This window comes from Pseudomonas sp. FSL R10-2964, from assembly GCF_009600035.1.
GTDB classification, from domain to species: Bacteria; Pseudomonadota; Gammaproteobacteria; order Pseudomonadales; family Pseudomonadaceae; genus Aquipseudomonas; species Aquipseudomonas bubulae.
Map to the genome: position 1 here is coordinate 96,015 of NZ_WIWH01000006.1, position 19,693 is coordinate 115,707.

Genomic DNA, 19,693 nt, shown 5'->3' on the forward strand with positions numbered 1-19,693 from the left:
GAACCTGCTTACTAATGCGCCTCATGCTGCCTGGGCCCGCTGTCGCCACACTCCCATGGCGGTGAATACGCGGTTGGCTTCGGCCTCCGTCAGCGTCACGTCGTCCGGGATAGCGAGCCAGCCCGACCCGATCATGTGATTTGGGTTGCTCGCCGCGACCAGCTCGGCATGCTTCTCGATCATCAGCTGTTCAAGATTTGCCACCAGGTGCACGCCAACTGGAGAAAACTCGGTCGACTTGCTGTACTGGCTGCCGTCCGGCTGCTGGCAGAACACGCTCATGTAGATCGTCCACCGGTGGGCCAGGTCGCAAAGCGCGTTCGCCACTGGGAGGCTGGTGATCTGTCGGCAGTTCTTCCAGTTCAGCATCACCTGTCGATCGGGCGGCTGAACGTCGACTACTGCAGCGTGATTGGTTCGCACCAGGGCGCGGCGGGACCGGTCAATCTGAGCGCGCCGGTTGCAGGGCTTGCGGACTTTGCTCATATCGCCTCCGCCAGCTTGCGCAGCCTGAACCGCTCAGCCCGCGTGAATAGCACGCCTTTGCGCTTGAGTACCGTGTCGGGGTCGATCCAGCTTTTCCGTGGCGGCTTCGGCTCAGGCCGGAAAACCCCTACCTTCCGCACCTCGCCGCCACGCATTTCAAACTCGGCCATGGCCGCAGCCAGGCGCGCCGATTCGACGCTGTTGCGCTGAATTGCGCTCAGTTCTGTGGTCATCATGCTGCCACCTGCTCCAGGGTTACCCCCGGCATATTGAATTCAGAGCCTTGCGACTCAACCATGTCGTCGAGGTTTTGCCAGTTGACCGTCAGCACCGAAATAGGGACCTCTCCGGCCGCGACTGCCTTGACCAACGCTTCCATGTCAGTGACTCGCGCTTCGTGACGTACTGGTTTGGCCTGGACCTTCGTAGACGGAACTGCAGCAACTCGGGCAACCGCGGGGGCAGGCTGTGGAGCGGCTTCAACGACTGGAGCAGGCTTTACCTCAGCCAGACGCTTCTGTTCGGCTTCGTCCGCCAGGCGCTTGGTTTCCGCTTTGACTGCTTCGGCCTTCTGATGCTCATCGATCCGAAACTTGACCAGCGTCACCAGGTCGTCATTGGCCTTCATAACCAATTGTTGAAGGTCGTTGAACAGAAAGGCGTGGTCGGCGGCCAGTTCGGCAAGGCTTGTCAGGTTCAAGCGAATGCTGTCGGCCGTTTGGCTCGCATCGATCTTCGCCCGGGCCAGCTCGGTATCAACAGCGTCCTGCAGGCTGGCGATGGTGCGCTTGTTCTTCATGGCGCCGACGAAGTCCACGATCACATCTGGCAGAGCGACCCGGCCCAGCGTTTTATTGATCGCTGCGATGTGATCGGCCAGTGCCTGCTCGGCCTTTTGCTTGATGCCAGACTTGACCAGCAGCTCTTGGGCCTTCACCAGCTTGTCGACCTTCAGGCGAGTTTCCCGGGCGTGAGCGCTGATACGATCAAGCGAGGCGAAAAGCTCGTCGATAGACTGTGTTTGCGATAGCGCCTGCTTCTTCGCCGCGGACACAGCCTCTTCAACGTCGCCGCACCATTTGACGGCCTTCTTGGCGTCCGCGAAGTCCTGATCGGTCGCCAAAGTGGTCTTCACAGAATCAATAACGGCCAGCGCTGACTGCTCGAACACTTTGAGGTTGCTGGCGGTAACCATGCCGGTCAGCTCAATGCGTAGCGCTGGCAGCTCGTCCGGGGCCTTGCCGACGACAATCGACGGCGCCTCGGCCATTTCGAAGTTGGCCAGATCTGCCTCGAACTGCTTCCAGCCTTCGACAAGCTGAGCGGCGCGGCCCGCGACCGGTCGATACTCCATGGAGACGAAGTTACCGGCGGTGCCGTCGGAGCAGACGAAGATCACACGTTCTGCGCCACTCACAAGCAGCTGCTGCTCAAGCTGCCAGTAGTAGTGAGGAGCAAGATCTTCAGCGTTTACCTGGGCAACCAACGACTCGTTCCAAAGCTTATGTTCGAACAGCGTCTCGCCGAGCATCGTCGCGCCGTCCATCGAGGCGAGCAGGTTGCCCAGCGTGCCAACGACCGGATACAGCTCTTCGCCGATCTGCACTTCTACCAGCGGGCGGGCCGCCGCTTCAGTGGCGTGGCCTTTGTCGAAGATGAACTGCTGTGACGGCGTGACGTCTGGAGTAATACCGGTCTTCTTCAGGGTCAGCAGTTCGGTACGGGTCTGGTACTTCGAGGCGCCCATCATGGCGGGGGCTTCGGAGGCGGTGAAGTGCTGGGCGCGCAGGGCGTGCCACTCGGCGGAGCCTTGAGCTACGTTGTGAATTTTCATGCGGCTTCACCTTCAAGTGGCTTGAGCTGGTTGATGGAGTCAATCTGTTCGGCGGTCAGCGTGTATTTGCTGCTGACAGTGGCGATGACTTGTTCGGGCGACTTGCCACCTTCGATTGCCTTCCGCCATTTCGGCAGGTTCTCTGTCAGCTTCTCGTCGGGATACGCCTCAAGCTCCGTCGGCGCCGCGATCTTGGCTACGCTGGCGAGCGGCTGGCCGTTCTCGCGCTCTTTCGGCATGTCCTGCAACTCTTCCGCGACCGGCATGCCGCGCAACACATCAGGGAACACGTCACGCAAGGCGAAAGCTCGGGCCCGCATTTGGCGCATTCGCTTCGGGTGTTGGGTCCAGGGGCCTTGCTTGCCCATCAAACCCGCAGTTTTTGCATCGTCCATGTCGAAGGTGCGGACCTGCTCGTCTTCGCCGCGGCGCTTCACTCGGCAGGTTGCCGTGTGTCCGTCGTCGCTTTCGTAGACGTACTCGCAAAGAGGGGAGCCGCGCACCAGGGCAATGACTGCATCACCCCAGAGCGCCGGTCGACCGTTGATGACTGCGATGTTTTGCATCGCTTGCAGCGGTTGCAGGCCCAGCTCAAGCCCCCACTGAATGGCGACCAAGATGTTGCCCGGGTTGCCGAGGAATTCTTTCGGCACGATCGTCGACTTGGCCAGGATGTCGGCAAAGGCCATTGCCTCGGTAAGCGACGACGGCGTCAGGCTGAAACTTTGCTTTGTGGTTAATTCGGACACGACAGAATCCTTGCCGCGATGCTCGCAGCGATTGAAGGTGTTGGTTATTGAGTGATTCGATCAGCGAGGGCGCCGAGCAACATCAGGAAGGTGCAGAGGGAGAGGGCAGAGAAAGAGCCACGCCAGATGAGCATGCGCCGGGTGCGCTGGTGGGCGGTTATGGGATGCAGCGGTCGCTACGGCCGCAGTAGCTGTAATCCTGGTGAAACTCGCGGGCATCGCAGTCGAACACGTAATCGTCTCCGCACGATCGGCATTCAGCCCTCCATGCACCATCAATCCGCTGCAAGCCTTCTGGCTCACGACCCTGCGCGGCTTCGTTGCGGTAGTTACGCTCCTGGCGCTGCTCGCGCTTACTTTGGGCTGCCCGTATCCGCGCGGTGTCCGCTGCATCAAGCCTGCGAAACTTCACGGCGCCACCTTCACGGCGTATGCCACGGTCCACTCACCGCACATACAGGCTCGGCCGCTCCAGGCGTGAACATTGGGGATGCCTGCGTCGTGAGCAAGCGACAGGGCGCCCAGCCACTTGGTGTGGGTAAAGGCCAGGATCATGCGGTCGGCGGGCAACTCTTCGATCTGCTCGTCGATCAGCGATTTCAGGATTGGGGTGGTCATGCAGCCTCCTTGCGCGAGACCTTGTTGAGGCGTGCGCAGTAGTGGTCGAATTCCTTGAGGGTGATCGCCTGGTCAATCAAGAACTGGGCGATCATCCCCTGAACAATGGCTGCCTCTTCCTGCGTGCTAGCGGCATGCGTGAGGCTTTCGAGTGCTTCGTCGATGAGGATGTGGGCGCTCATAGGTCACCATCCACGTCGTCTTCGGCCGCTTCCCGCTCTGCTGCCACCGCGTCGGCGGCGTAGGGTCTGAGCAGCGCGATGGCGATCTTCTCGGCGGCTTCGATGGGGCGTTGCTGACCGATCAAGTCGGCGGCGTGTGTCCTGGCATCGCTCTGACTTCCAAGGATTGCCGAAAGGAACAGTCGGGCGAGTGAGTCGCGCTCATCCAGTCCGTCTATTTGGCGCTGATTCAGGATGCCTTGCAGATAGGTGCAGTACCGGTCGAAGGTCACGACCTGCGGACGGCCAAAGCGCCGCATCCACTTGATGTCCATGCCGCACACCAACTGCTCGGCCGAGTGTTCCAGCCATTCCTGTTCCGGGTTCGCCTCGCTGATATCTGGAGGCAACTGAGCGTCGTAACGCTCTTGGCATATCTTCAATGCTGCGTTCATTTTCGCCTCCAGGGTGGCGCTTGGTTGGTTTCCCTCTGCCACCGATGCGGTGGCAGAAGTGAAAAAGCCCGTTATGCAGGAACTCGGCAAACATGCTGATCACCGATTGTTATTGAGCCCCGATCAGTGATCGCCACGCGGCTTGTATGGCCGGGGAGACTGAACTCGATGATTTTTCCGATGCGTTCATTAAGGCCGACGTACATCAGGTCGCCGACTTTGATTTTGCTGCCGAGTTTGGTGGTGATGTTCATGTCGTATTCCTGTGATGGTTGTTTTCCCAATGCACCCGTCACCAGGTGCATCAGTGAAAAGGCCCGTCAGTGCATGCGATTCAGGTTTTCAGCAATTTGCTGATCGACCAGATCGCCAATCTTGAAGGTGTCGTCAATCGAGAAGTGCGGGTTGCATTCAGAGCAATGTCCAGCCACCTCAATCTCGATGGCGTGCTGGACCAGCTCTTGGTCGCGGAAGCAGGAGGGGCAGCGAACAGCTTCAACGCCGCGCGCTTTAACCTTCCCGGCGCAGCATTTTTCAGCGTCTTCCGTGTCGTCGTGAGCGGCCTCGCATATATCGCACAGCCAAACATCGTTGATCTCAGGCTGGCAGCACCGCTCCGCTTCGTGATGGAACTCATGCACTTCGTTGCAGGAGCCGCATTCATAGGCCCGTTTCGGCATATCAAGTACCTCCCGTTGATTTCCAATGCCGCCTCATCGAAGTGGCATCAGTAAATAGGTGCCCGGATATTTACCCACGCCGGGCCGTGCTAGCCTCTCCAGTCCCTACAACCGTTGAGGCAATACCGCATGAACATAGAGCTTCAGTGCAGCAAGTGCGGCTGCAAAGACTTCCAGCACCCCGACGACCTGAACGACGAGTCGACCATCACATGCAACGACTGTGGCGCATCCGCCCCCTACGGCGAGGTGAGAGAGCAGGCCATCACCAAGGCGAAGGAGTTCATCGACGGGAAACTCGGGAATCTGTTTAAGGGCAGCTAGGTCGGCTCGCATGGATTCAATTAGTGCGATTGTTTTTGTCGCATCAACATCAATGTGAAGCTGCATCTGCTTCTCCTGCTTTCCGCGTAGCCCTGAGATAGGGCCACCTGGAGAGCATCCGGGCTGCAATATGCGGCCCGGCATCTCTGTTTCTTCTCGCTACGCATATCTGGATCATTCGCCAGTTCGGTATCCCTCGATCCGCCGCAGGTTCTCCCTGCGTTTCCTTCCAGCACCCAAGTCACTCCCAAGGCGGTAGGTCAGATCAGATCGCCGGTCCCCAGTAGAGGCGTAGCGGCTTAATAGTTAGTTTTTGACAGAGCCTTTGCATCGGCCCTCCCTGTCCTTGCCGGACAGGCGGCCCCGCTGTTATTTCCGCAGCGGGATCGTCTTCTGAATTTTTAAAGAGCGGCGAGCCGTGAGGCCCTGGCGAGTCCCTGTTGGGTGACTCGATGGAGTGAACTATCACGCATCGTGTTTATTTCGTCAACACAAAATGTGATTTATTTTTGCAAATAAACACGGCCGAAATCTGTTTACGCCTGCTACATGGTCGAGCTATGATTTTTCTACTACTGGTTATATGTACAGCTAAGGAGGATTGAAATGGCGAAGGGGCATAAGCATGCGAAACCTACAGCACGGCAGGAAATGAGCGGAGTAGAGCGCCTAGGGCTGCGCGTATCGTCGATGATCAATCACCCAATCGCCCAGGAGCGGCGGTGGGTGAAGATTCATCGTCTGGACACAGACGGTGATCGAGAGTGGGAAGAGGTGCTTAGTGTCATTGCCGACACTGACGAACTCGAGTTGACGCTCAATGACGATGGCAGCGTGACGGTTAGGTGGGAGCAGCAGGAAGTCGACGAAGCCGGGAGGGCAGAGGTCGAGTTTGAGCCAGAAGAAGAGCCAGCGCCTTTCTGATGCGCACAAAAAAGCCCGCTCAATGGCGGGCTCAGTTCGCGACCCGGTCAGGTGCAGGCCGACCACAAATCAGCAGGTCGTACCGTTCGGTGCAGGCGGTGCAGGCGGTGCAGGTCGATGCCTGCGAGGGGTAGGGGGTAATGCAGGAAGGGCAGACACAAAAAAGCCCGCATGTGCGGGCAAAGTCGAGCCAGTTGGGGGACCAGCAGCTCGACTGTGTAATCGTAGACCAATTTAGGAAGCGATCAAGGAAGGGTCGCTATAAGAAGCCCGGCGCTGGGCCGGGCTCTAAATCAGGCCGCGACTGTGGCTCTGGGGATTTTCGCATCAGGCACGGAGATACCCTCCTTGAAAAACATGACCTCGTCGCCTACATATCGCGCTTGAGCGGTGTAGTGCAGGCCGTAACTCAGCGCCTCGTTCCGACTGTACATCTCGCAGATTTCTGGCGCACTGTCGTATGAGACTACCCATGGCCTTTCGAAGCCGGGCGACTGCAGCAATTGAGCAATTTGCAGATGATCATCATGCTTGTAGAAGTTTCGATACAAGCCGCGCCCTTTAACGTAGTAGGGCGGATCGAGGTAGATCAGTGATTGTTCAGGCAGAAACTCGGCTGCGCGACCTAGCAAAAGAAAAGCGTCCTCGCAATATACCGAAATGCGATCCGCGTTCAGTGCGATTCGCTCAAGCCGGGCGGCAATCATTTCCTTGCTGAAACGAGCATCAAGTTTGTAGGTGCCAGTCTGCGCCTTTCCTCCAATCACGCCCCCTTTGAGAATGCCGGAGCGATTAGTACGGTTCACGAAGAGCGTAGCGAATCCTCTCTCGGCGAGAGAGAGATCCGGATCTTGGACAAGCATCACAGATCGCCAGTGATGCCACTGATCCATCGTGATTGGAGTGTCACGCAGCAGCTTCAGCATGCCTTCAGGGTCGTTTGTCGCGGCCGACCAAAATGCATGGACAGCAGGGTCTAGATCGTTGATATGAGCGTGGGTTGCATGCCCGTCAAAAAGAAGCTCAAGAGCTACACCGGCGCCGCCAGCGAAGGGCTCTAGGTAATGACCGCTCTCCAAGCCGTTAGCCCGCATCACCTCTGCAATGAAAGGCGCAAAGCGAGCCTTTCCACCAGGGTAGCGTAGGGGGCTGTATAGCTTGTTGGAGTACATTTTGATCTCATCCTTTGAGGTGTGCGAGCCTCAGTTTAGCGGCGCGCAGTATACTTGGCCAGCCTGCCGTTGCCTGCAATGGTGGGGCTATGGCGACAGAAGGTCAATCAAGAACCGCGAGCTTTGCGGTATCGACTCCGAATCCTTTGACAAGCGTTTCTTTGAGTTGCTTATTGAAATTTTCTCGAAAGGCAGAGGCCGCATTTGCATTTTGCTTGGCCCAGATTCTATAGGGGTTAGCACTGATCGGTCCGCTGACCATTTTGAGGAAATCTTTGTCGTGAGAAAAATCCTTAAAAAGAATCCGCAGCGACTTCTGTTCAGGCTTTTTGTTGCTTTGATAATCTTTTGCTAAGTCACGCATGCTTATAGACTTTGTCATGCCCGTTATTTTAAGAGCTGTTAATATTTCCTCGGCTGACTTCAGGAAAATCAATCTGGTGTACATTACTTTGTTTTTCCAAAAAATATCATCAGGAGAAAGATTGAAGAGGAATTCAAAGATAAGCTGGTCTGGAGGCAGGACTGATGGTAGCTGTATTATGCTTGGTAATTTCTTTACGTTCTCAACATCGCCATCCAATACAACTATGCTTTTATGGGTGAATTCTGGTATTTTCCGCTCGATTAACTTTATGTATTCACCGCACCCCAGAGCGACATCCTTTAATTTGTTTATGGCTTTGTTGGTGTTTCGCGCAGTGATTATTGCTGAAAAAAGATCGGCGCACTCTCTATCCTCAAAGTATATGTTAACCAATGGGAGAGATACTTCATCGTCGAAAGCAACTGTTTTTTGATGCAGGTCCGCGTAAATCTCTGACCAATTAAAATTGTTTTGAGTCGTTATTGAGCCATAACTGTCTGTTAGATAAACAGTTTTGTTGTCGGATTGACTTCTTTGATTTGCTGTGTGTATTGTCTCTATCATGGTTGGAGAGTGAGAGGTCATCACAACCTGCAAGTTCAATGACTTGCACTCCTTGTTGAGAAACGCCAGCAGCTCCAGTTGTGCCGCTGGAAACAGTCCGGCATCCGCCTCGTCAATGAGTAATAAGCCGCCCTTGTAGTCTTTATACTCTTCTTTAAGCTTTCGAAATGAGAAAACAGCCATTAGGATTTGGCCGATGTTGTCTTCGCCCGCCGAAACAGAATCTTGGTCATATTCGTCGCTGTGCGCTACAGCTGAGTGGATTGTTCCTGCTGTGGCTGTAAGCTCTGTACTAGTAAACTTCCCTAAAATTCTCTGAGTGCATCGCAGGAAGTCTTCTTTATGTTTGGTTAAATATTCGAGATCGTGTTCGGTGTATTTGTCGCGGAATGAAATCGGTATTAGTCGTTTTAGGCTTAGATAAATTACTGGGTGTGTAGCATTTCTACTGCTGTTTATTCCCGGGGTAGTGGTGTTTCCCCTAACCACTGGTCGCGGCTGAACCCGGTCGGCGGAGTTATATAGTTTCAGGCTGAATTCGGCCGAGCTGTTAGTGTATCCATCATGGATGTAAATGGCCGTGTCCATTGAGCCCGATACATCAAATTTCTTCGAGAGCCGGAAGTGATCCGAAATCTGTGATTTGAAGTTATCACCGGTAAGCGTTTTAAATGATAGTAATGTTCCAGCGGCGTAGTCTTTTCGGAAACTAAATACCTGTGCGGCGATCCCAAGTATTGACGATTTTGATGTTCCGTTTTTTCCGCAGATCAGCGTGATTCTATTTGCGAACTCTATGGTTACGTCAGTGAGGCCGCGAAATTTCTTAATCTCGATTCTTTGTAATTTTGTTGGTGCTGGTTTAGCCATTTCGAGTCCCTTCAAATAAATGCGGCTGGTAGCATGAGAGGCTGAATATCAAGAGCTCTAGTTTGTTGTGTTAATTATTTCGCATTCATCCATTCTTCAATTTCACTACGGGTTTCAGGTGCTCACCACTCAACCTATCCAGCCTTCCCCCGAACAATCCTTCCCACCTTCACCTCATCCGCATAGCCTGTCTGCCGATCCTCGTCCGCATGAAACACGGTGCACATCTTCAGCACGGCCTGTGCATCCGCCTCGTTGCCTGCCAGGCTCAGGCGTTCCGCAATCCTCATCAGCTCTACGGCCGACCACTTGAGGTCGGAGGCGATGCCTTGCAGGTCGCGCTTTAGGTCTTGGTTGGGCTTGGTGAGGGACATGGCGGTCTCCTGGCTTGGCCTACAGTAGGTGGGCATTCCATACGAGCAACACTCGCGCCTGAATGTAGGTCATGTCCCGACGGATCAGCCGATCCTTGTGTCTGGTGTTGTCCGAGATCATTTCGAAATGGTCTTCGTCCGCAACCTGCAGCCGCTTGATGTAAACGTGATCGTCCCAGAAGAAGAGGTAGATGCCGTCGCCTGAGAATTCCCGGACATGGACATTCACGATCAGCGGGTCGCGGTGCTTGATCGTCGGCTCCATCGACTGGCCCCAGCCAGTCACCAATTTCAGGTGATAGTGCTCCTCGAACTCAACGCCCAGCTCGCGTAAATGACTTGGGCTGACGCGGATATCTTTGAGCATCTCGGGGAAGTCGTGAATGCTCTGGCCAGCGCCCATGGCGCCACGGATGTCGTAGTGAGCAATCCATACCTCGTCCCCAACAAGGCCGGGGCGGGAGAATTCCACCGTGACGACGTTGCTGTCTGCAGTATCCGCTACGGCAATAATTTTCTGCTTCAAAGCCTCCGGCACATTCTTCCCGCTCTTGGCGAGCATTGCCCGGACTGCATCGGCGGCGCTGCCTGGGGCGACCGAGGTCTGCGCAGTCTCAAAGCTGAGGGGGCTAAGGTCGGCTGGTGGTGTGCTTAGCAGTAGCTGTGCGTCATCAATTCTGAGCGCTTTTGCTATCGCGGAGATGTCAGCCAGGTTTGGCTCTCTGGTCCCCGCCTCGTAATTACCCACTCTCGACTGAGACTTCCAGCCGCAAGCATCTGCCAACTGGGCCTGGGAGAGGCCAGCTTCTTTCCTGAGGCGCTTTATGCGCTGCGCTAAAGATTCGTTCATTCGCGGGATTCAATCACGAATTGAAATACCCGGCTTTCACTTATTGTGTTTGCCTTTAACACGATGCGTGTTTATCCTGTGTTTAATTATGAAGGAGCACCAGATGAATCAAGTCCGAATGATCCGCGAGAGGGCTGGCGTCACACAGGCAGCGCTGCGCCGGGCGCTCGGCTGGAATCAATCCCGCCTGGCGAATTACGAGTCCGGTCTTCGTTGCCCAGGGCTCAGCGAGGCCCGACTCATCGTCAACGCCTTAAATGTGCTCGGCGCGGAGTGCGAGCTGGATGACGCCTTCCCTCCCGAAAAACAGCCATTAACAGCCGCTTAAACCCAATTCATCAGCCACAAGGAGCAACACATGCATTACGACCCAAGCCACATGCACGACAAGCCGACAAAGGTGCGCCTCGACGAGGTGGCTGACGATCTGCTTACCGCAATGGCGAGATACCAGCGCACACAAAAAGCCGTTCTTGCTCGGGAAATACTTGAGCGCGGACTGAACCAGATGATGGAAGAGCTTAACGCAAAGACCGATGTGGCCTGAAGTTGCCGAGGAGGCCCTGTGCCTGAAACAAAACAGCTGGATGTCCAGCTCGAATGGGAAGGAGTCAGCAATCTGGAGTTTTTAGCCAGGCAAGCAGGCGTAACACCGGAAGAGCTGGCAGCAAGAATCATCAACAAGGAATTGGACCGAATGTCTAGACCACCCCCAAGCAGGGGCAAGGTCAGGTCGCTAGGGCGAAGGGCTGATTAGCCCCTTAGGGACTATTAAGGAGCTGCCAATGAAACAACTGATTACCGAATCGCAGGCACAAAAAAGCCACCGGGCAATGGTGGCTTCTTATGCAGCACTTAAAACTAATGTCTGGAGCGAATAATGCGCACTCAGCAGAATAATGTCAATCCCGTATCAATTCATGCCGCGCCACGTTTTTCTAATCACGAAAACGTGGCGCGCGTTATTTCCATGAGCAGCACCGAGATTGCAGAGCTGACTGGGAAACAGCACAAAAACGTTATTCGTGACATCCGCGACATGCTGGATGAGCTTCAAGGGGATGGCTCAGATTTGAGCCATGTCCGCGAAGACAAGGATGGCCGTGGGTACACCATCAACTTCCACCTGGACAAAGAGCTTACTGAGACGCTGCTGACCGGCTACAGCATTCCTCTTCGCCGCAAGGTTGTGCACCGCCTTCATGAGCTGGAAGACAGTATTAAGCCTCGCGTCATCGCAACGCTCCCAGACTTCTCCAATCCCGCAGCAGCCGCTCGCGCATGGGCTGAGCAATTCGAACTCCAGCAGGCTGCTAATCAGGCCCTAGCCATCGCCGCGCCCAAGGTTGAATTCGTAGACAAGTACGTCGAATCAACCGGCCTTAAGGGCTTCCGCCAGACCGCGAAGTTGCTGGGTGCTAATGAGGCCCGCTTTCGTGAGTTCCTGCTGGACAAGAAGATCATGTACCGCATGGGCGGCGAGTGGCAGGCCTACCAGCCACACATCAGCGCAGGCCGCTTCGAGGTCAAGACCGACACAGCGGACAACGGCCACGCATTCAACCAAGCCAAATTCACCCCCAAGGGCGTCACTTGGGTGGCTGGGTTGTGGGCACAGTACAAACTGGAGGCCCAATGATGGCCGCTCTCCCGTACATGCAGTTCTATGTCGCCGACTACTTGGCCGACACCACGCACCTGACTGCCGAGGAGCATGGCGCGTACATGCTCCTGCTGTTCAGCTACTGGCAGACCGGCAAGCCATTGCGTATTGACCGGCTGGCTACAGTCGCACGCATTCCCAACGACCGTTGGCCTTCCGTTGCCGAAACGTTGAGTGAGTTCTTTCACATCACCGAAACGCACTGGATTCAGTTCCGCGTTGAGTCTGATCTTGAGTCGGTCAACAGCAAGGTTGTGACTGCTTCGAACGCAGGAAAGGCCTCTGCGAAGGCAAAAGCACTCAAAAAACAACAGGAACTCAACGACCGTTCAACGTCCGTTGACGATCCGTTGCAACGGAATGGCAACCATATAGATACAGATACAGATACAGATAAGAATAGAACTACCCCCTTACCCCCAGAGGGGGAGGACCTGTTCCCAAAGTTCTGGGCTCTGTACCCACGGAAGCAGGACAAGGCCAAGGCTCAGAAGGCGTGGGCGAAACTCAAGGTCACTGACGATCTGTTCAACCTGATCGCCAAGGGTCTCGCCGCGCAAGTCGTGTCTGCCGACTGGATCAAGGACGGCGGCAAGTACATCCCAATGCCCACCACATGGCTCAACGGCAAGCGCTGGGAGGATGAGGTCAAGCCATCAAGCAACGTCCACCAGTTCCCCGCATCCCGTCACACCGGTTTCGACCAGCGTGATTACAAGGCTGGGCTGACTGCTCGCGGGGATGGCACCTATGACTTCTAGCCCGAAGAGCATCGACCTTGCTATCCACGATCTGGAGCGTCGTTTCGGCGTGATCGGCAAACAGCCGGCCGAATGCCCAACACACGGTTCTTACGTCTCAGTGATCCGCAAGGCTAGCGACACTGCATCAGGATGCCCGGATTGCGCCTCAGAAGCTCAAGCACTGCGCGATCAGGAAGAACAGCGGTCGATGTATGCCCGTATTGCCGAACAGCGCTTAGAGCGCAAGCTGGGGGCCTCCTTGATCCCTAAGCGGTTCATTGGCAAGAACTTCGCCGACTTCCGCGCAGAGACATCGGCGCAAAAGGCGAACCTGGCCAAGTGCGTCGAGTACGCCGAGACATTCCCGACGCACCTCGAGGAAGGTCGCTGCATCGTGATGACCGGCACGCCCGGTACCGGCAAGACGCATCTGGCTGCTGCCATCGCTGGATTCGTGATCGTCAATCACAACGCCACAGCCGTGTACCGCACCGTCGGCGGCCTGCTCCAGTTCATCAAGGGCAGCTACGGCGACCGTGCCGAGTACACCGAGACGGAGGCGTTCGCAAGTCTGGTAGAGCCGTCACTGCTGATCATCGATGAGGTGGGCGCCACCAAGCCGACCGAATTTGAACTGGCAACGCTGTTCGCCGTGATCAACGGCAGGTATGAGGCGCAACTGCCCACCATCGTGATTTCCAACATCGACGCCAAGGAGCTTGGCGCGGTGCTGGGTGATCGTTCGGTTGACCGGCTCCGCGAGGGTCGCGGCATTGGCCTGGTATTCGAAGGCGCGTCTGAGCGCAGCAAGCGGAGGGTTTCGTGATGACTGACTACACCGATCTGAAAAACGCAGCTGAGCGCCTGATTGCCCTGAAGGCTTCGGACTGCGCCAGTGCGGACGAGCACATGACTTGGCTGACGCTCTGCAACATGGCATTCCGCGAGCAGGCCGAGCCGGTCCATGTGCTGGCGATGATTGCAGAAATCGAGCGCCTGAAGAAGTTCGAGGACTGGTTTTCAAGGCTGGAGACGGCCACCACTGCGATTGATGAGTCCTTCCGCGATGAGCGCGATCTGGCGCTGTTCAGCGTCTTCTGGGCTGCTCGCCTGTTCATGGTGCCGACAGAGGTAATCGAATCCGGCGACGAAGATTACTGCGAAAAGCTCATTCGAAGCGGCGCAGAGACCTTGATGGTCGGCGGTAGAAGGCTTCGTGACGCTGCTGAAAAGGACGAGAAGGGCAAGCCGGTCATTCCATTCGACTGGCAGTACCGCTCAGCAAGGGAGCTTGCCCAATGACCCCTATCCAACGCAAAACCGTAACCGACCTACAGGCCGAAGGCTTCCAGATCGTCCTCCAGGCCAAGGACATCGTTCGTATGACCAAGGGCGCAGACAAGCGACTTGTGCGGGCTGACGGCAGCGTTATGCGTGCGAACCATATTGAGCGGGGAGTAGGGCGATGAGCGATTACAGCGAACTGAAGCGGGTGGCCGAGGCTGCAACCCCAGGCCCTTGGTATCAGCATGGCGGAATCATGCAGGTGCTAAGCCATGACTGCGAGACGGTGTGCGAGACGTTCGAAGACGACGGGGAATGTCCAGATGCCCAGTTCATCGCCGCCGCCAATCCAGCGGTAGTGCTGGGGCTGATCGCTCATCTTGATCTGGCGGTTGAGGCCCGCGACCTCTACATGGCAGACAAGAAGCAACTGGCATTCGCCCTGAATGATGCGCGCGCCGAGGCTGCACGGCTCAAGGCTGAGTGCAAAGGGCTGCGCGAATCACTTACCCATGCCGCCGACGAGGTCGAGTCTTGGGGTTCTTACGCCTCGGACTACTTCCAGCAGAAGCACGACCTCGCAGGGACGGTGCTGAAGGTCCGCCAAGCCGCTGTGAGTAAGGAATCGGGCCAATGACTCGTACTCAGATTGCCATCGCTGTCTGCTCGATCTACGCGCTGACTGGCCTGTTCGTGGGTGGCGGCTTGCGCCCGATGCTGCTTCTGGTGGTTCTCACCTGTGGTCCGCTGTTGCTGCACTACATCTCCAATCGCGCGAGCAAGGAGGCCTCCAATGGCTGACCTCGCCCTCGTCAAAACCGCCAATGGCCTGATGGGCGCGACTGCCGCCGATCAGGAGTTGATCCAGAAGTACAAGGCTGGGTCGGTCATTCGCGGCAAGTTCGCCAAGATGCGAAACCCGCGCTTTCACGGCAAATTCTTCGCCATGCTGGATCTGTCGTGGGATTACTGGGAGCCACGCGGCGGTCTGGTACCGCGGCAGGAAATGCGCGGAATAGAAGGGCTGGCCAAGTTCTTCGAAGCGCAGAGCGGCAAGCCGGGCCAATTGTCGGCCGCTGTCGCCGCTTACATTGAAAGCCTCGAAATCTCCCGCGCTGAACGATTCCCGGCTGTGGACAAGTCCCGCGAAGCATTCCGCGAGTGGGTGACGATCGAGGCCGGTCACTTCCACCTGGTGCGAACTCCCGACGGCGTGCGCAAGGAGGCCAAGTCAATTAGCTGGGCCTCCATGGATGACACGGCCTTCCAGCCACTTTACCGCGACGTGTTCAACGCCTGCTGGCGCTTGGTCCTGTCTGCCCACTTTGAGTCGGAAGAGGCGGCTCTGAGCGCTGCCGACCAGATCGGGAGCTACGCATGAGCCTTACATCCAAACAGCCCCGCCCGAAGAAATGCAGCGTGAAGACCTGCAGGGCCTCCTTCGTCCCGCGCCAATCCTTCCAGTCCTGGTGCTCACCGGACTGCGGCGTCGTGCTCGCCCGAGCCAAGCAGGAGAAGAAGCGCGTGGAGCTGGCCCAGGTCGAGCGCCGGGAGATCAAGGTCCGCAAGGAGAAGTTGAAGACCCGCAGCGATCACATGCGCGAAGCCCAACAGGCATTCAACGAATTCATCCGCTGGCGGGATCAACTGGCCGGGCATCCCTGCATTTCCAGCGGCAAGCCTTTGGACTGGAGCGGAAACGCAGTAGATGCAGGGCATTACCGCAGCGTCGGCTCCGCGCCGCACCTGCGCTTCGATGAGCGTAACTGTCATGCCCAGAGCAAGCAGGACAACCGATTCCTCTCCGGCAACGCCGTGGACTACCGGATCGGCCTGATAGCTCGCATTGGCCAGGAGGCCGTCGATGCCCTGGAATCCGACCAGAGCGTGCGCAAGTACACCGTGGATGAGATCAAGGCCATTAAGGCCGAATACCGGGCCAAGACCCGCGAACTAAAAAAGGGGCAGGCAGCATGATCTATCGAGACGTTATTTCCGCAGTGATCCGTGCGTTGGCGTCCGAGACGATCAACAGCGCCGGCGGTTGCGACTACACGCCAAAGGTCCAGGCCAACAAGCTGAAGGGCGAGATCGTGGGCAAGGAGGCGGCCTTCCTCACTGATTGCTGGGTGTTTGGTCGGCTTCACTCTTGCCTCGCGCCGAAACACTGGATGGCCTTGAACGCCTGCTACTCGACGCACATGGCATCGAAGGTGGGGGCCATTGGCCGGATCGTTTCGCATGTGTCGTCACCGGCGCCGCACCTGTTCCTTACCAAGGCAGTCACGGCTTGGGCCTATCCGCAGTTGGGCGGCGCCGAGCGCGCGCCCGCCGGGAAGGTGTCGCTAGAGATTGATGATGATGCTCCCGCCTGGAGAAGGGCGGCGGTGGCGAAGGCTCAGAAGGCGATCAACGCCAGGCTGAAGCAGCGCCAGGAGGCTCCGTGCGAAGGGGTGATCATCTTGCCGGCCCATAACTACGACATGAACACCTGGGATCTGGACGGCACGCCCGAGCGCACGCGTCGTGACTGGCGCAGGAAGATCTTCAAGGGCCTGGATAAGCTGGTCAATGAGGCGCTTCTCGAAGCTGGCGAGATCCTGACCAAGGAGGGAGTCTTCTTCGATGACCAGGATGCAGCTTAGAGGGCCTTGACAGGGCCTGCCGGTTCGCCGATTATATGCCCATCCTGTCGTACTTGCGCATGTAGGTGATGCAAGCGACAAACAAACCCGGCCACTGCGCCGGGTTTTTTATTGCCCAAAGAAACCCACCGAAAGGAATGCCGAATGATGAAGCGAATGTCCGCTTACCTGGGCCTGGCGCTTGCCGCCTGCCTGTCCTGTATCTCCATGTCGGCATTCGCCGAGCCCGTGGCTTATGCCTACCGCTCCGTCGTGATGCTGGCCGATCTGCCAAGCGTCGTTGTGAAGCGGCTGGAACTGACCCTCGCCATGTGGCGAACGGGTAGCAAGACCACTGATGAAAGTTTGGCCTCCAATCTGCGCGTATCCAGCAACCACTTCGTGATGGCCTCGGGCAAGCATGCCCCTGATGGCGTCGGCCTGACCCCCTGCTGAATACGCCTGGAAGCAACAGAAAAAGCCCGGACATACGCTCCGGGCTTTTTTGTACCTCCGAGGAAAGCCGCTACCCAAGTGGATGCTTTCCCGGATGTACCTAATTGGGGTCACTGCAACACGACCCAACAGTTTCGGCTCCGCCACACCCATTGCTCCGAGCTGGGAGTGCTGCCGGAGCTGATTCAAATCCCTCGGAACCTCTGCCTGCAAGTTCAGCGAGGGCCTTATTAGCGACTGACCTGGTGAATTTCATGCCAAGAACTATCGACGAGACAATCGAGCAGCTTCAATTCATCCGCGAGAATCATGGCGGTCATCTGCTGGTGCTGGGGATTCAGGAAGTACCTGCAACTGCATATCGAAAGGCCGAAAACGGCGAGGTTGAGAAATACGGCATTCGCTATTTCCCAGAAGCCGTCGAAGGCGACAAGCAGTAAGCCTGCCGCCCGGATCGTCAGGCCCGCTTGACTGCCTTGCCAAGCCGTACAATTTCAAACTCAGATTCACTGCGGGGATCAACAGGGCCAGCGCCGACGGCTTGGTATTCCCTCCCGCCGTTGCGCCACTGCGTCTCCCTTGAGCCCAGGGCGTCAATACCTGTTTGCTGGGTAATCTCTACGATGGTGAATACTTCTCCATCATCCGCGATTGCGTGGAAGCGTGCTGTTTCCTGGGTTCTGGTTTTAGTTGGCATGTTGCGTATCCGTTTACGGCTGTAGGGGCTTGAGCGGTAGCAGTGATATGGCATTTAGCCAGCCAAGGCTTTTATTTTTCGGATCGACATCCATTGCCCGCTCGTAACGGGCTTTTTTATTCCTCAGCTCCCTATGGGGAGGACATCGAGATGCCGCACATGCCAGACAAACCAGACACCTGGGCGATTGCGCTTGCGTGGTTGAGCCAGCATTTGCCAATCCTCTATGCGGCTGCGCTGTCCTGCGTCATGGCCGTCCTACGTATCACCTATGGCGGCGGCACTCGGCGCCAGATGCTGGTGGAGGGCGCGATCTGTGGCGGCCTGACGTTGACCATCATCAGCGGCCTGGACTTCTTCGGTCTGCCCCAGAGCATGGCCACCTTCGCAGGTGGCTGGGTTGGTTTTCTGGGTGTGGAGAAGATCCGGTCCATTGCTGACCGGGTGACTGACTTCAAGCTGCCCGGTCGCAAGGTCGATTAATCCGCGCCACGTTTTCGAATGCGCCAAATCGTGGCGCGAGGTATTTCCGCATGACCAAAGTTATTGAGATCGTTGTTATCGGCGGTACCGGTTCCGGTAAGTCGCATGTACTGGAGCTGATCGACAAGGCGCTGCGCACCGAGTACGGCCACCACGTGCAAATCGCCTCTCATGATCTTTCGTTGGAGCGCGGCCTCGGCAATCCGGGCGAAAAGCCCCGTGTGTCCGAGACTATCTTCAATCTGCGGGAGCGGTGCACGGCCTCCGTAGGTGATAAGTCCTCAGGCAGCCTGAAGGTCGAGGTCGACACCTCCGCGATTGATTCGGCCCTGGAAAAGATCGAGGCGCTTGGCAAGGATTACTGGCGCAGTCGGATCGCCAGTGGCAGTGTCGAGGAGCTGCAAGGCTTCACCACTGGCTACGCCATCGATCATCTGGAGTCGGCAATCGAATCAACTGCTCGGGTCATGCGCGATGAGCGGGATCGGGCGGTCGGATTGTTGCTGACCACGCTAACTGGCGGCACGCTCAAGCGGTTCGGCGATCACCTCGATAAGTTGCTGGCATTGCAGCTCAAACAATTGAGTGAGCCGGTCCGCATCGAATGTCCGCAGGTAGGTGACGTGTCGTTCACCGAGCTGACCTCCAGCCGCCAATGACCAAGCGCAACTGGTCGGTATCGGTGAAGGGTTACAAGCCCTTCCCAATGCTGACCCTTGATCGAGCGCTGAGCCATGACGACGCATTGGCGTTCGCCCGGTCGATATGGCCGGCCTGCACTGTGGAGTGATGCCTGTATGAGAAATGTCACGAACATCCGCCACGCCCTGCCGCTACCTGCTGAAGTAGGTGCCGCGACAGGTAAGCTGGACGACGCCCTGGTGCAAGCCATCAAGGACGCAAAGGCTGCCGGCCTGCCTCAAGGCCTCATTGTGTCGCTGCTCCATGGGCATGCGCACCATCAAACCGGAATCATGGTGAACTGAATGACCGTCAAGGTATTGGAGTTCAGACGCGAGGACTGGCGAGACGCTGCTAAGACCTTGCGCAAGATTGCCGACGACCTCGATGCCGGCGAGCACCCGGAATGCACTGTTGGCGCCTTAACTCTGATCGGCCCTAAGGGGGAGGTCACGGTGTTCGGGCTCGATGCGCCTGGGTGAGCAGAAGCTGATCGATGTCTTGCTGGATACAGATGATTGAGGTGCGCCGTAGGGTTGGCGCAGCAGGGATAGTCCGCTACCTCTTGTTCATAATTAAAACAAGAGCTTCCACTTCAGCCCTGATGCTACTGGCTGGGCCTTGGAAGTGAATG

Annotated in this window: 33 protein-coding genes and 1 pseudogene; 20 read left to right on the forward strand and 14 right to left on the reverse strand. The window is 56.8% G+C overall.

Annotation, left to right across the window (positions count from 1 at the left end):
* Positions 1-21: 21 nt before the first annotated feature.
* The 8 genes from GHN92_RS05085 to GHN92_RS05120 form a co-directional block, all read right to left on the reverse strand.
* Positions 22-486, reverse strand: a complete 465-nt coding sequence (locus GHN92_RS05085; protein WP_153379540.1) for a hypothetical protein — start codon at positions 484-486, stop codon at positions 22-24.
* On the reverse strand, positions 483-722 hold the full coding sequence (locus tag GHN92_RS05090) for a hypothetical protein (protein WP_169894845.1): 240 nt from the start codon (positions 720-722) through the stop codon (positions 483-485). Before GHN92_RS05090 ends, GHN92_RS05085 begins: the two co-directional genes overlap by 4 nt.
* Positions 719-2,320, reverse strand: a complete 1,602-nt coding sequence (locus GHN92_RS05095; protein WP_153379542.1) for a YqaJ viral recombinase family protein — start codon at positions 2,318-2,320, stop codon at positions 719-721. Before GHN92_RS05095 ends, GHN92_RS05090 begins: the two co-directional genes overlap by 4 nt.
* A complete protein-coding gene (locus GHN92_RS05100; protein ID WP_047274357.1) occupies positions 2,317-3,069 on the reverse strand; it encodes a recombinase RecT in 753 nt (250 codons plus the stop codon). The genes GHN92_RS05095 and GHN92_RS05100 overlap by 4 nt, the downstream gene beginning before the upstream one ends.
* A 408-nt stretch (positions 3,070-3,477) precedes the next feature.
* Entirely contained in the window at positions 3,478-3,687 is a 210-nt protein-coding gene (locus GHN92_RS05105) for a hypothetical protein (RefSeq protein WP_106111221.1), read from the reverse strand.
* Positions 3,684-3,869 (reverse strand): hypothetical protein, encoded by a 186-nt coding sequence (locus GHN92_RS05110; RefSeq protein WP_153379544.1) that lies wholly within the window; start codon positions 3,867-3,869, stop codon positions 3,684-3,686. The genes GHN92_RS05105 and GHN92_RS05110 overlap by 4 nt, the downstream gene beginning before the upstream one ends.
* On the reverse strand, positions 3,866-4,303 hold the full coding sequence (locus GHN92_RS05115; RefSeq protein WP_153379545.1) for a hypothetical protein: 438 nt from the start codon (positions 4,301-4,303) through the stop codon (positions 3,866-3,868). Before GHN92_RS05115 ends, GHN92_RS05110 begins: the two co-directional genes overlap by 4 nt.
* A 71-nt stretch (positions 4,304-4,374) precedes the next feature.
* Positions 4,375-4,557, reverse strand: coding sequence for a hypothetical protein (locus tag GHN92_RS05120; RefSeq protein WP_153379547.1), 183 nt, complete (start codon positions 4,555-4,557; stop codon positions 4,375-4,377).
* Positions 4,558-4,626: 69 nt separating this feature from the next.
* Here GHN92_RS05120 and GHN92_RS05125 point away from each other — a divergent pair, with 69 nt between their 5' ends.
* On the forward strand, positions 4,627-5,037 hold the full coding sequence (locus tag GHN92_RS05125; protein WP_153379549.1) for a hypothetical protein: 411 nt from the start codon (positions 4,627-4,629) through the stop codon (positions 5,035-5,037).
* 51 nt (positions 5,038-5,088) lie between these two features.
* Here GHN92_RS05125 and GHN92_RS05130 read toward each other — a convergent pair whose 3' ends face one another.
* Entirely contained in the window at positions 5,089-5,373 is a 285-nt protein-coding gene (locus GHN92_RS05130) for a hypothetical protein (protein ID WP_141228733.1), read from the reverse strand.
* 540 nt (positions 5,374-5,913) lie between these two features.
* Between GHN92_RS05130 and GHN92_RS05135 the strand changes: the two genes are divergently transcribed.
* Positions 5,914-6,231, forward strand: a complete 318-nt coding sequence (locus GHN92_RS05135) for a DUF1654 domain-containing protein (RefSeq protein ID WP_153379552.1) — start codon at positions 5,914-5,916, stop codon at positions 6,229-6,231.
* Between the two features lie 293 nt (positions 6,232-6,524).
* Here the strand turns inward: GHN92_RS05135 and GHN92_RS05140 are convergent, their stop codons facing one another.
* The 4 genes from GHN92_RS05140 to GHN92_RS05155 all read right to left on the reverse strand — a co-directional run bounded on the left by GHN92_RS05140 (position 6,525) and on the right by GHN92_RS05155 (position 10,428).
* Complete coding sequence (locus GHN92_RS05140) at positions 6,525-7,403, reverse strand: DNA adenine methylase (protein ID WP_153379554.1); 879 nt, start codon at positions 7,401-7,403, stop codon at positions 6,525-6,527.
* Positions 7,404-7,506: 103 nt separating this feature from the next.
* A complete protein-coding gene (locus tag GHN92_RS05145) occupies positions 7,507-9,204 on the reverse strand; it encodes an AAA family ATPase (RefSeq protein ID WP_153379556.1) in 1,698 nt (565 codons plus the stop codon).
* 134 nt (positions 9,205-9,338) lie between these two features.
* Positions 9,339-9,578 carry a hypothetical protein gene (locus GHN92_RS05150; RefSeq protein ID WP_153379558.1) on the reverse strand — a complete coding sequence of 80 codons (240 nt, stop codon included), beginning with the start codon at positions 9,576-9,578 and terminating at the stop codon, positions 9,339-9,341.
* Between the two features lie 19 nt (positions 9,579-9,597).
* The gene (locus tag GHN92_RS05155; protein ID WP_153379560.1) at positions 9,598-10,428 is read right to left on the reverse strand and encodes a LexA family transcriptional regulator; all 831 of its coding nucleotides are present in this window, start codon (positions 10,426-10,428) and stop codon (positions 9,598-9,600) included.
* A gap of 103 nt (positions 10,429-10,531) precedes the next feature.
* On the opposite strand from GHN92_RS05155, the gene GHN92_RS05160 reads away from it, so the two are divergent.
* The 14 genes from GHN92_RS05160 to GHN92_RS05225 all read left to right on the forward strand — a co-directional run bounded on the left by GHN92_RS05160 (position 10,532) and on the right by GHN92_RS05225 (position 17,638).
* The gene (locus tag GHN92_RS05160; protein WP_047274381.1) at positions 10,532-10,756 is read left to right on the forward strand and encodes a helix-turn-helix transcriptional regulator; all 225 of its coding nucleotides are present in this window, start codon (positions 10,532-10,534) and stop codon (positions 10,754-10,756) included.
* 30 nt (positions 10,757-10,786) lie between these two features.
* Positions 10,787-10,975 (forward strand): hypothetical protein, encoded by a 189-nt coding sequence (locus GHN92_RS05165; RefSeq protein ID WP_047274383.1) that lies wholly within the window; start codon positions 10,787-10,789, stop codon positions 10,973-10,975.
* A gap of 333 nt (positions 10,976-11,308) precedes the next feature.
* Positions 11,309-12,067, forward strand: coding sequence for a phage antirepressor KilAC domain-containing protein (locus GHN92_RS05170; RefSeq protein WP_153379562.1), 759 nt, complete (start codon positions 11,309-11,311; stop codon positions 12,065-12,067).
* Positions 12,064-12,852, forward strand: a complete 789-nt coding sequence (locus tag GHN92_RS05175) for a DUF1376 domain-containing protein (protein ID WP_153379564.1) — start codon at positions 12,064-12,066, stop codon at positions 12,850-12,852. The genes GHN92_RS05170 and GHN92_RS05175 overlap by 4 nt, the downstream gene beginning before the upstream one ends.
* Positions 12,842-13,660, forward strand: coding sequence for an ATP-binding protein (locus GHN92_RS05180; RefSeq protein ID WP_153379566.1), 819 nt, complete (start codon positions 12,842-12,844; stop codon positions 13,658-13,660). Before GHN92_RS05175 ends, GHN92_RS05180 begins: the two co-directional genes overlap by 11 nt.
* Complete coding sequence (locus tag GHN92_RS05185; protein ID WP_153379568.1) at positions 13,660-14,136, forward strand: hypothetical protein; 477 nt, start codon at positions 13,660-13,662, stop codon at positions 14,134-14,136. The genes GHN92_RS05180 and GHN92_RS05185 overlap by 1 nt, the downstream gene beginning before the upstream one ends.
* Positions 14,133-14,303, forward strand: coding sequence for a hypothetical protein (locus GHN92_RS05190; RefSeq protein ID WP_153379570.1), 171 nt, complete (start codon positions 14,133-14,135; stop codon positions 14,301-14,303). The genes GHN92_RS05185 and GHN92_RS05190 overlap by 4 nt, the downstream gene beginning before the upstream one ends.
* On the forward strand, positions 14,300-14,755 hold the full coding sequence (locus tag GHN92_RS05195; protein ID WP_153379572.1) for an ead/Ea22-like family protein: 456 nt from the start codon (positions 14,300-14,302) through the stop codon (positions 14,753-14,755). The genes GHN92_RS05190 and GHN92_RS05195 overlap by 4 nt, the downstream gene beginning before the upstream one ends.
* Entirely contained in the window at positions 14,752-14,919 is a 168-nt protein-coding gene (locus tag GHN92_RS05200) for a hypothetical protein (RefSeq protein ID WP_153379574.1), read from the forward strand. Before GHN92_RS05195 ends, GHN92_RS05200 begins: the two co-directional genes overlap by 4 nt.
* Entirely contained in the window at positions 14,912-15,499 is a 588-nt protein-coding gene (locus GHN92_RS05205; RefSeq protein ID WP_153379576.1) for a DUF1367 family protein, read from the forward strand. The genes GHN92_RS05200 and GHN92_RS05205 overlap by 8 nt, the downstream gene beginning before the upstream one ends.
* The gene (locus GHN92_RS05210) at positions 15,496-16,095 is read left to right on the forward strand and encodes a recombination protein NinG (RefSeq protein WP_153379578.1); all 600 of its coding nucleotides are present in this window, start codon (positions 15,496-15,498) and stop codon (positions 16,093-16,095) included. The genes GHN92_RS05205 and GHN92_RS05210 overlap by 4 nt, the downstream gene beginning before the upstream one ends.
* A complete protein-coding gene (locus GHN92_RS05215) occupies positions 16,092-16,763 on the forward strand; it encodes a hypothetical protein (RefSeq protein ID WP_153379580.1) in 672 nt (223 codons plus the stop codon). The genes GHN92_RS05210 and GHN92_RS05215 overlap by 4 nt, the downstream gene beginning before the upstream one ends.
* Positions 16,764-16,907: 144 nt before the next feature.
* The gene (locus tag GHN92_RS05220) at positions 16,908-17,198 is read left to right on the forward strand and encodes a hypothetical protein (RefSeq protein ID WP_153379582.1); all 291 of its coding nucleotides are present in this window, start codon (positions 16,908-16,910) and stop codon (positions 17,196-17,198) included.
* A 254-nt stretch (positions 17,199-17,452) separates the two neighbouring features.
* The gene (locus GHN92_RS05225) at positions 17,453-17,638 is read left to right on the forward strand and encodes a hypothetical protein (protein ID WP_083333732.1); all 186 of its coding nucleotides are present in this window, start codon (positions 17,453-17,455) and stop codon (positions 17,636-17,638) included.
* 17 nt (positions 17,639-17,655) lie between these two features.
* On the opposite strand, the gene GHN92_RS05230 is transcribed toward GHN92_RS05225, so the two are convergent.
* Positions 17,656-17,895 carry a hypothetical protein gene (locus GHN92_RS05230; RefSeq protein WP_153379584.1) on the reverse strand — a complete coding sequence of 80 codons (240 nt, stop codon included), beginning with the start codon at positions 17,893-17,895 and terminating at the stop codon, positions 17,656-17,658.
* A 150-nt stretch (positions 17,896-18,045) separates the two neighbouring features.
* On the opposite strand from GHN92_RS05230, the gene GHN92_RS05235 reads away from it, so the two are divergent.
* The 4 genes and pseudogenes from GHN92_RS05235 (at position 18,046) to GHN92_RS05250 (ending at position 19,581) form a co-directional block, all read left to right on the forward strand.
* A complete protein-coding gene (locus GHN92_RS05235) occupies positions 18,046-18,378 on the forward strand; it encodes a phage holin, lambda family (protein ID WP_083333731.1) in 333 nt (110 codons plus the stop codon).
* A gap of 50 nt (positions 18,379-18,428) precedes the next feature.
* A complete protein-coding gene (locus GHN92_RS05240) occupies positions 18,429-19,037 on the forward strand; it encodes a hypothetical protein (protein ID WP_153379586.1) in 609 nt (202 codons plus the stop codon).
* Between the two features lie 138 nt (positions 19,038-19,175).
* The gene (locus GHN92_RS05245) at positions 19,176-19,364 is read left to right on the forward strand and encodes a hypothetical protein (protein WP_153379588.1); all 189 of its coding nucleotides are present in this window, start codon (positions 19,176-19,178) and stop codon (positions 19,362-19,364) included.
* A pseudogene (locus tag GHN92_RS05250) lies at positions 19,365-19,581 on the forward strand (hypothetical protein). It begins immediately after the preceding gene.
* The last annotated feature ends 112 nt before the right edge of the window (positions 19,582-19,693 follow it).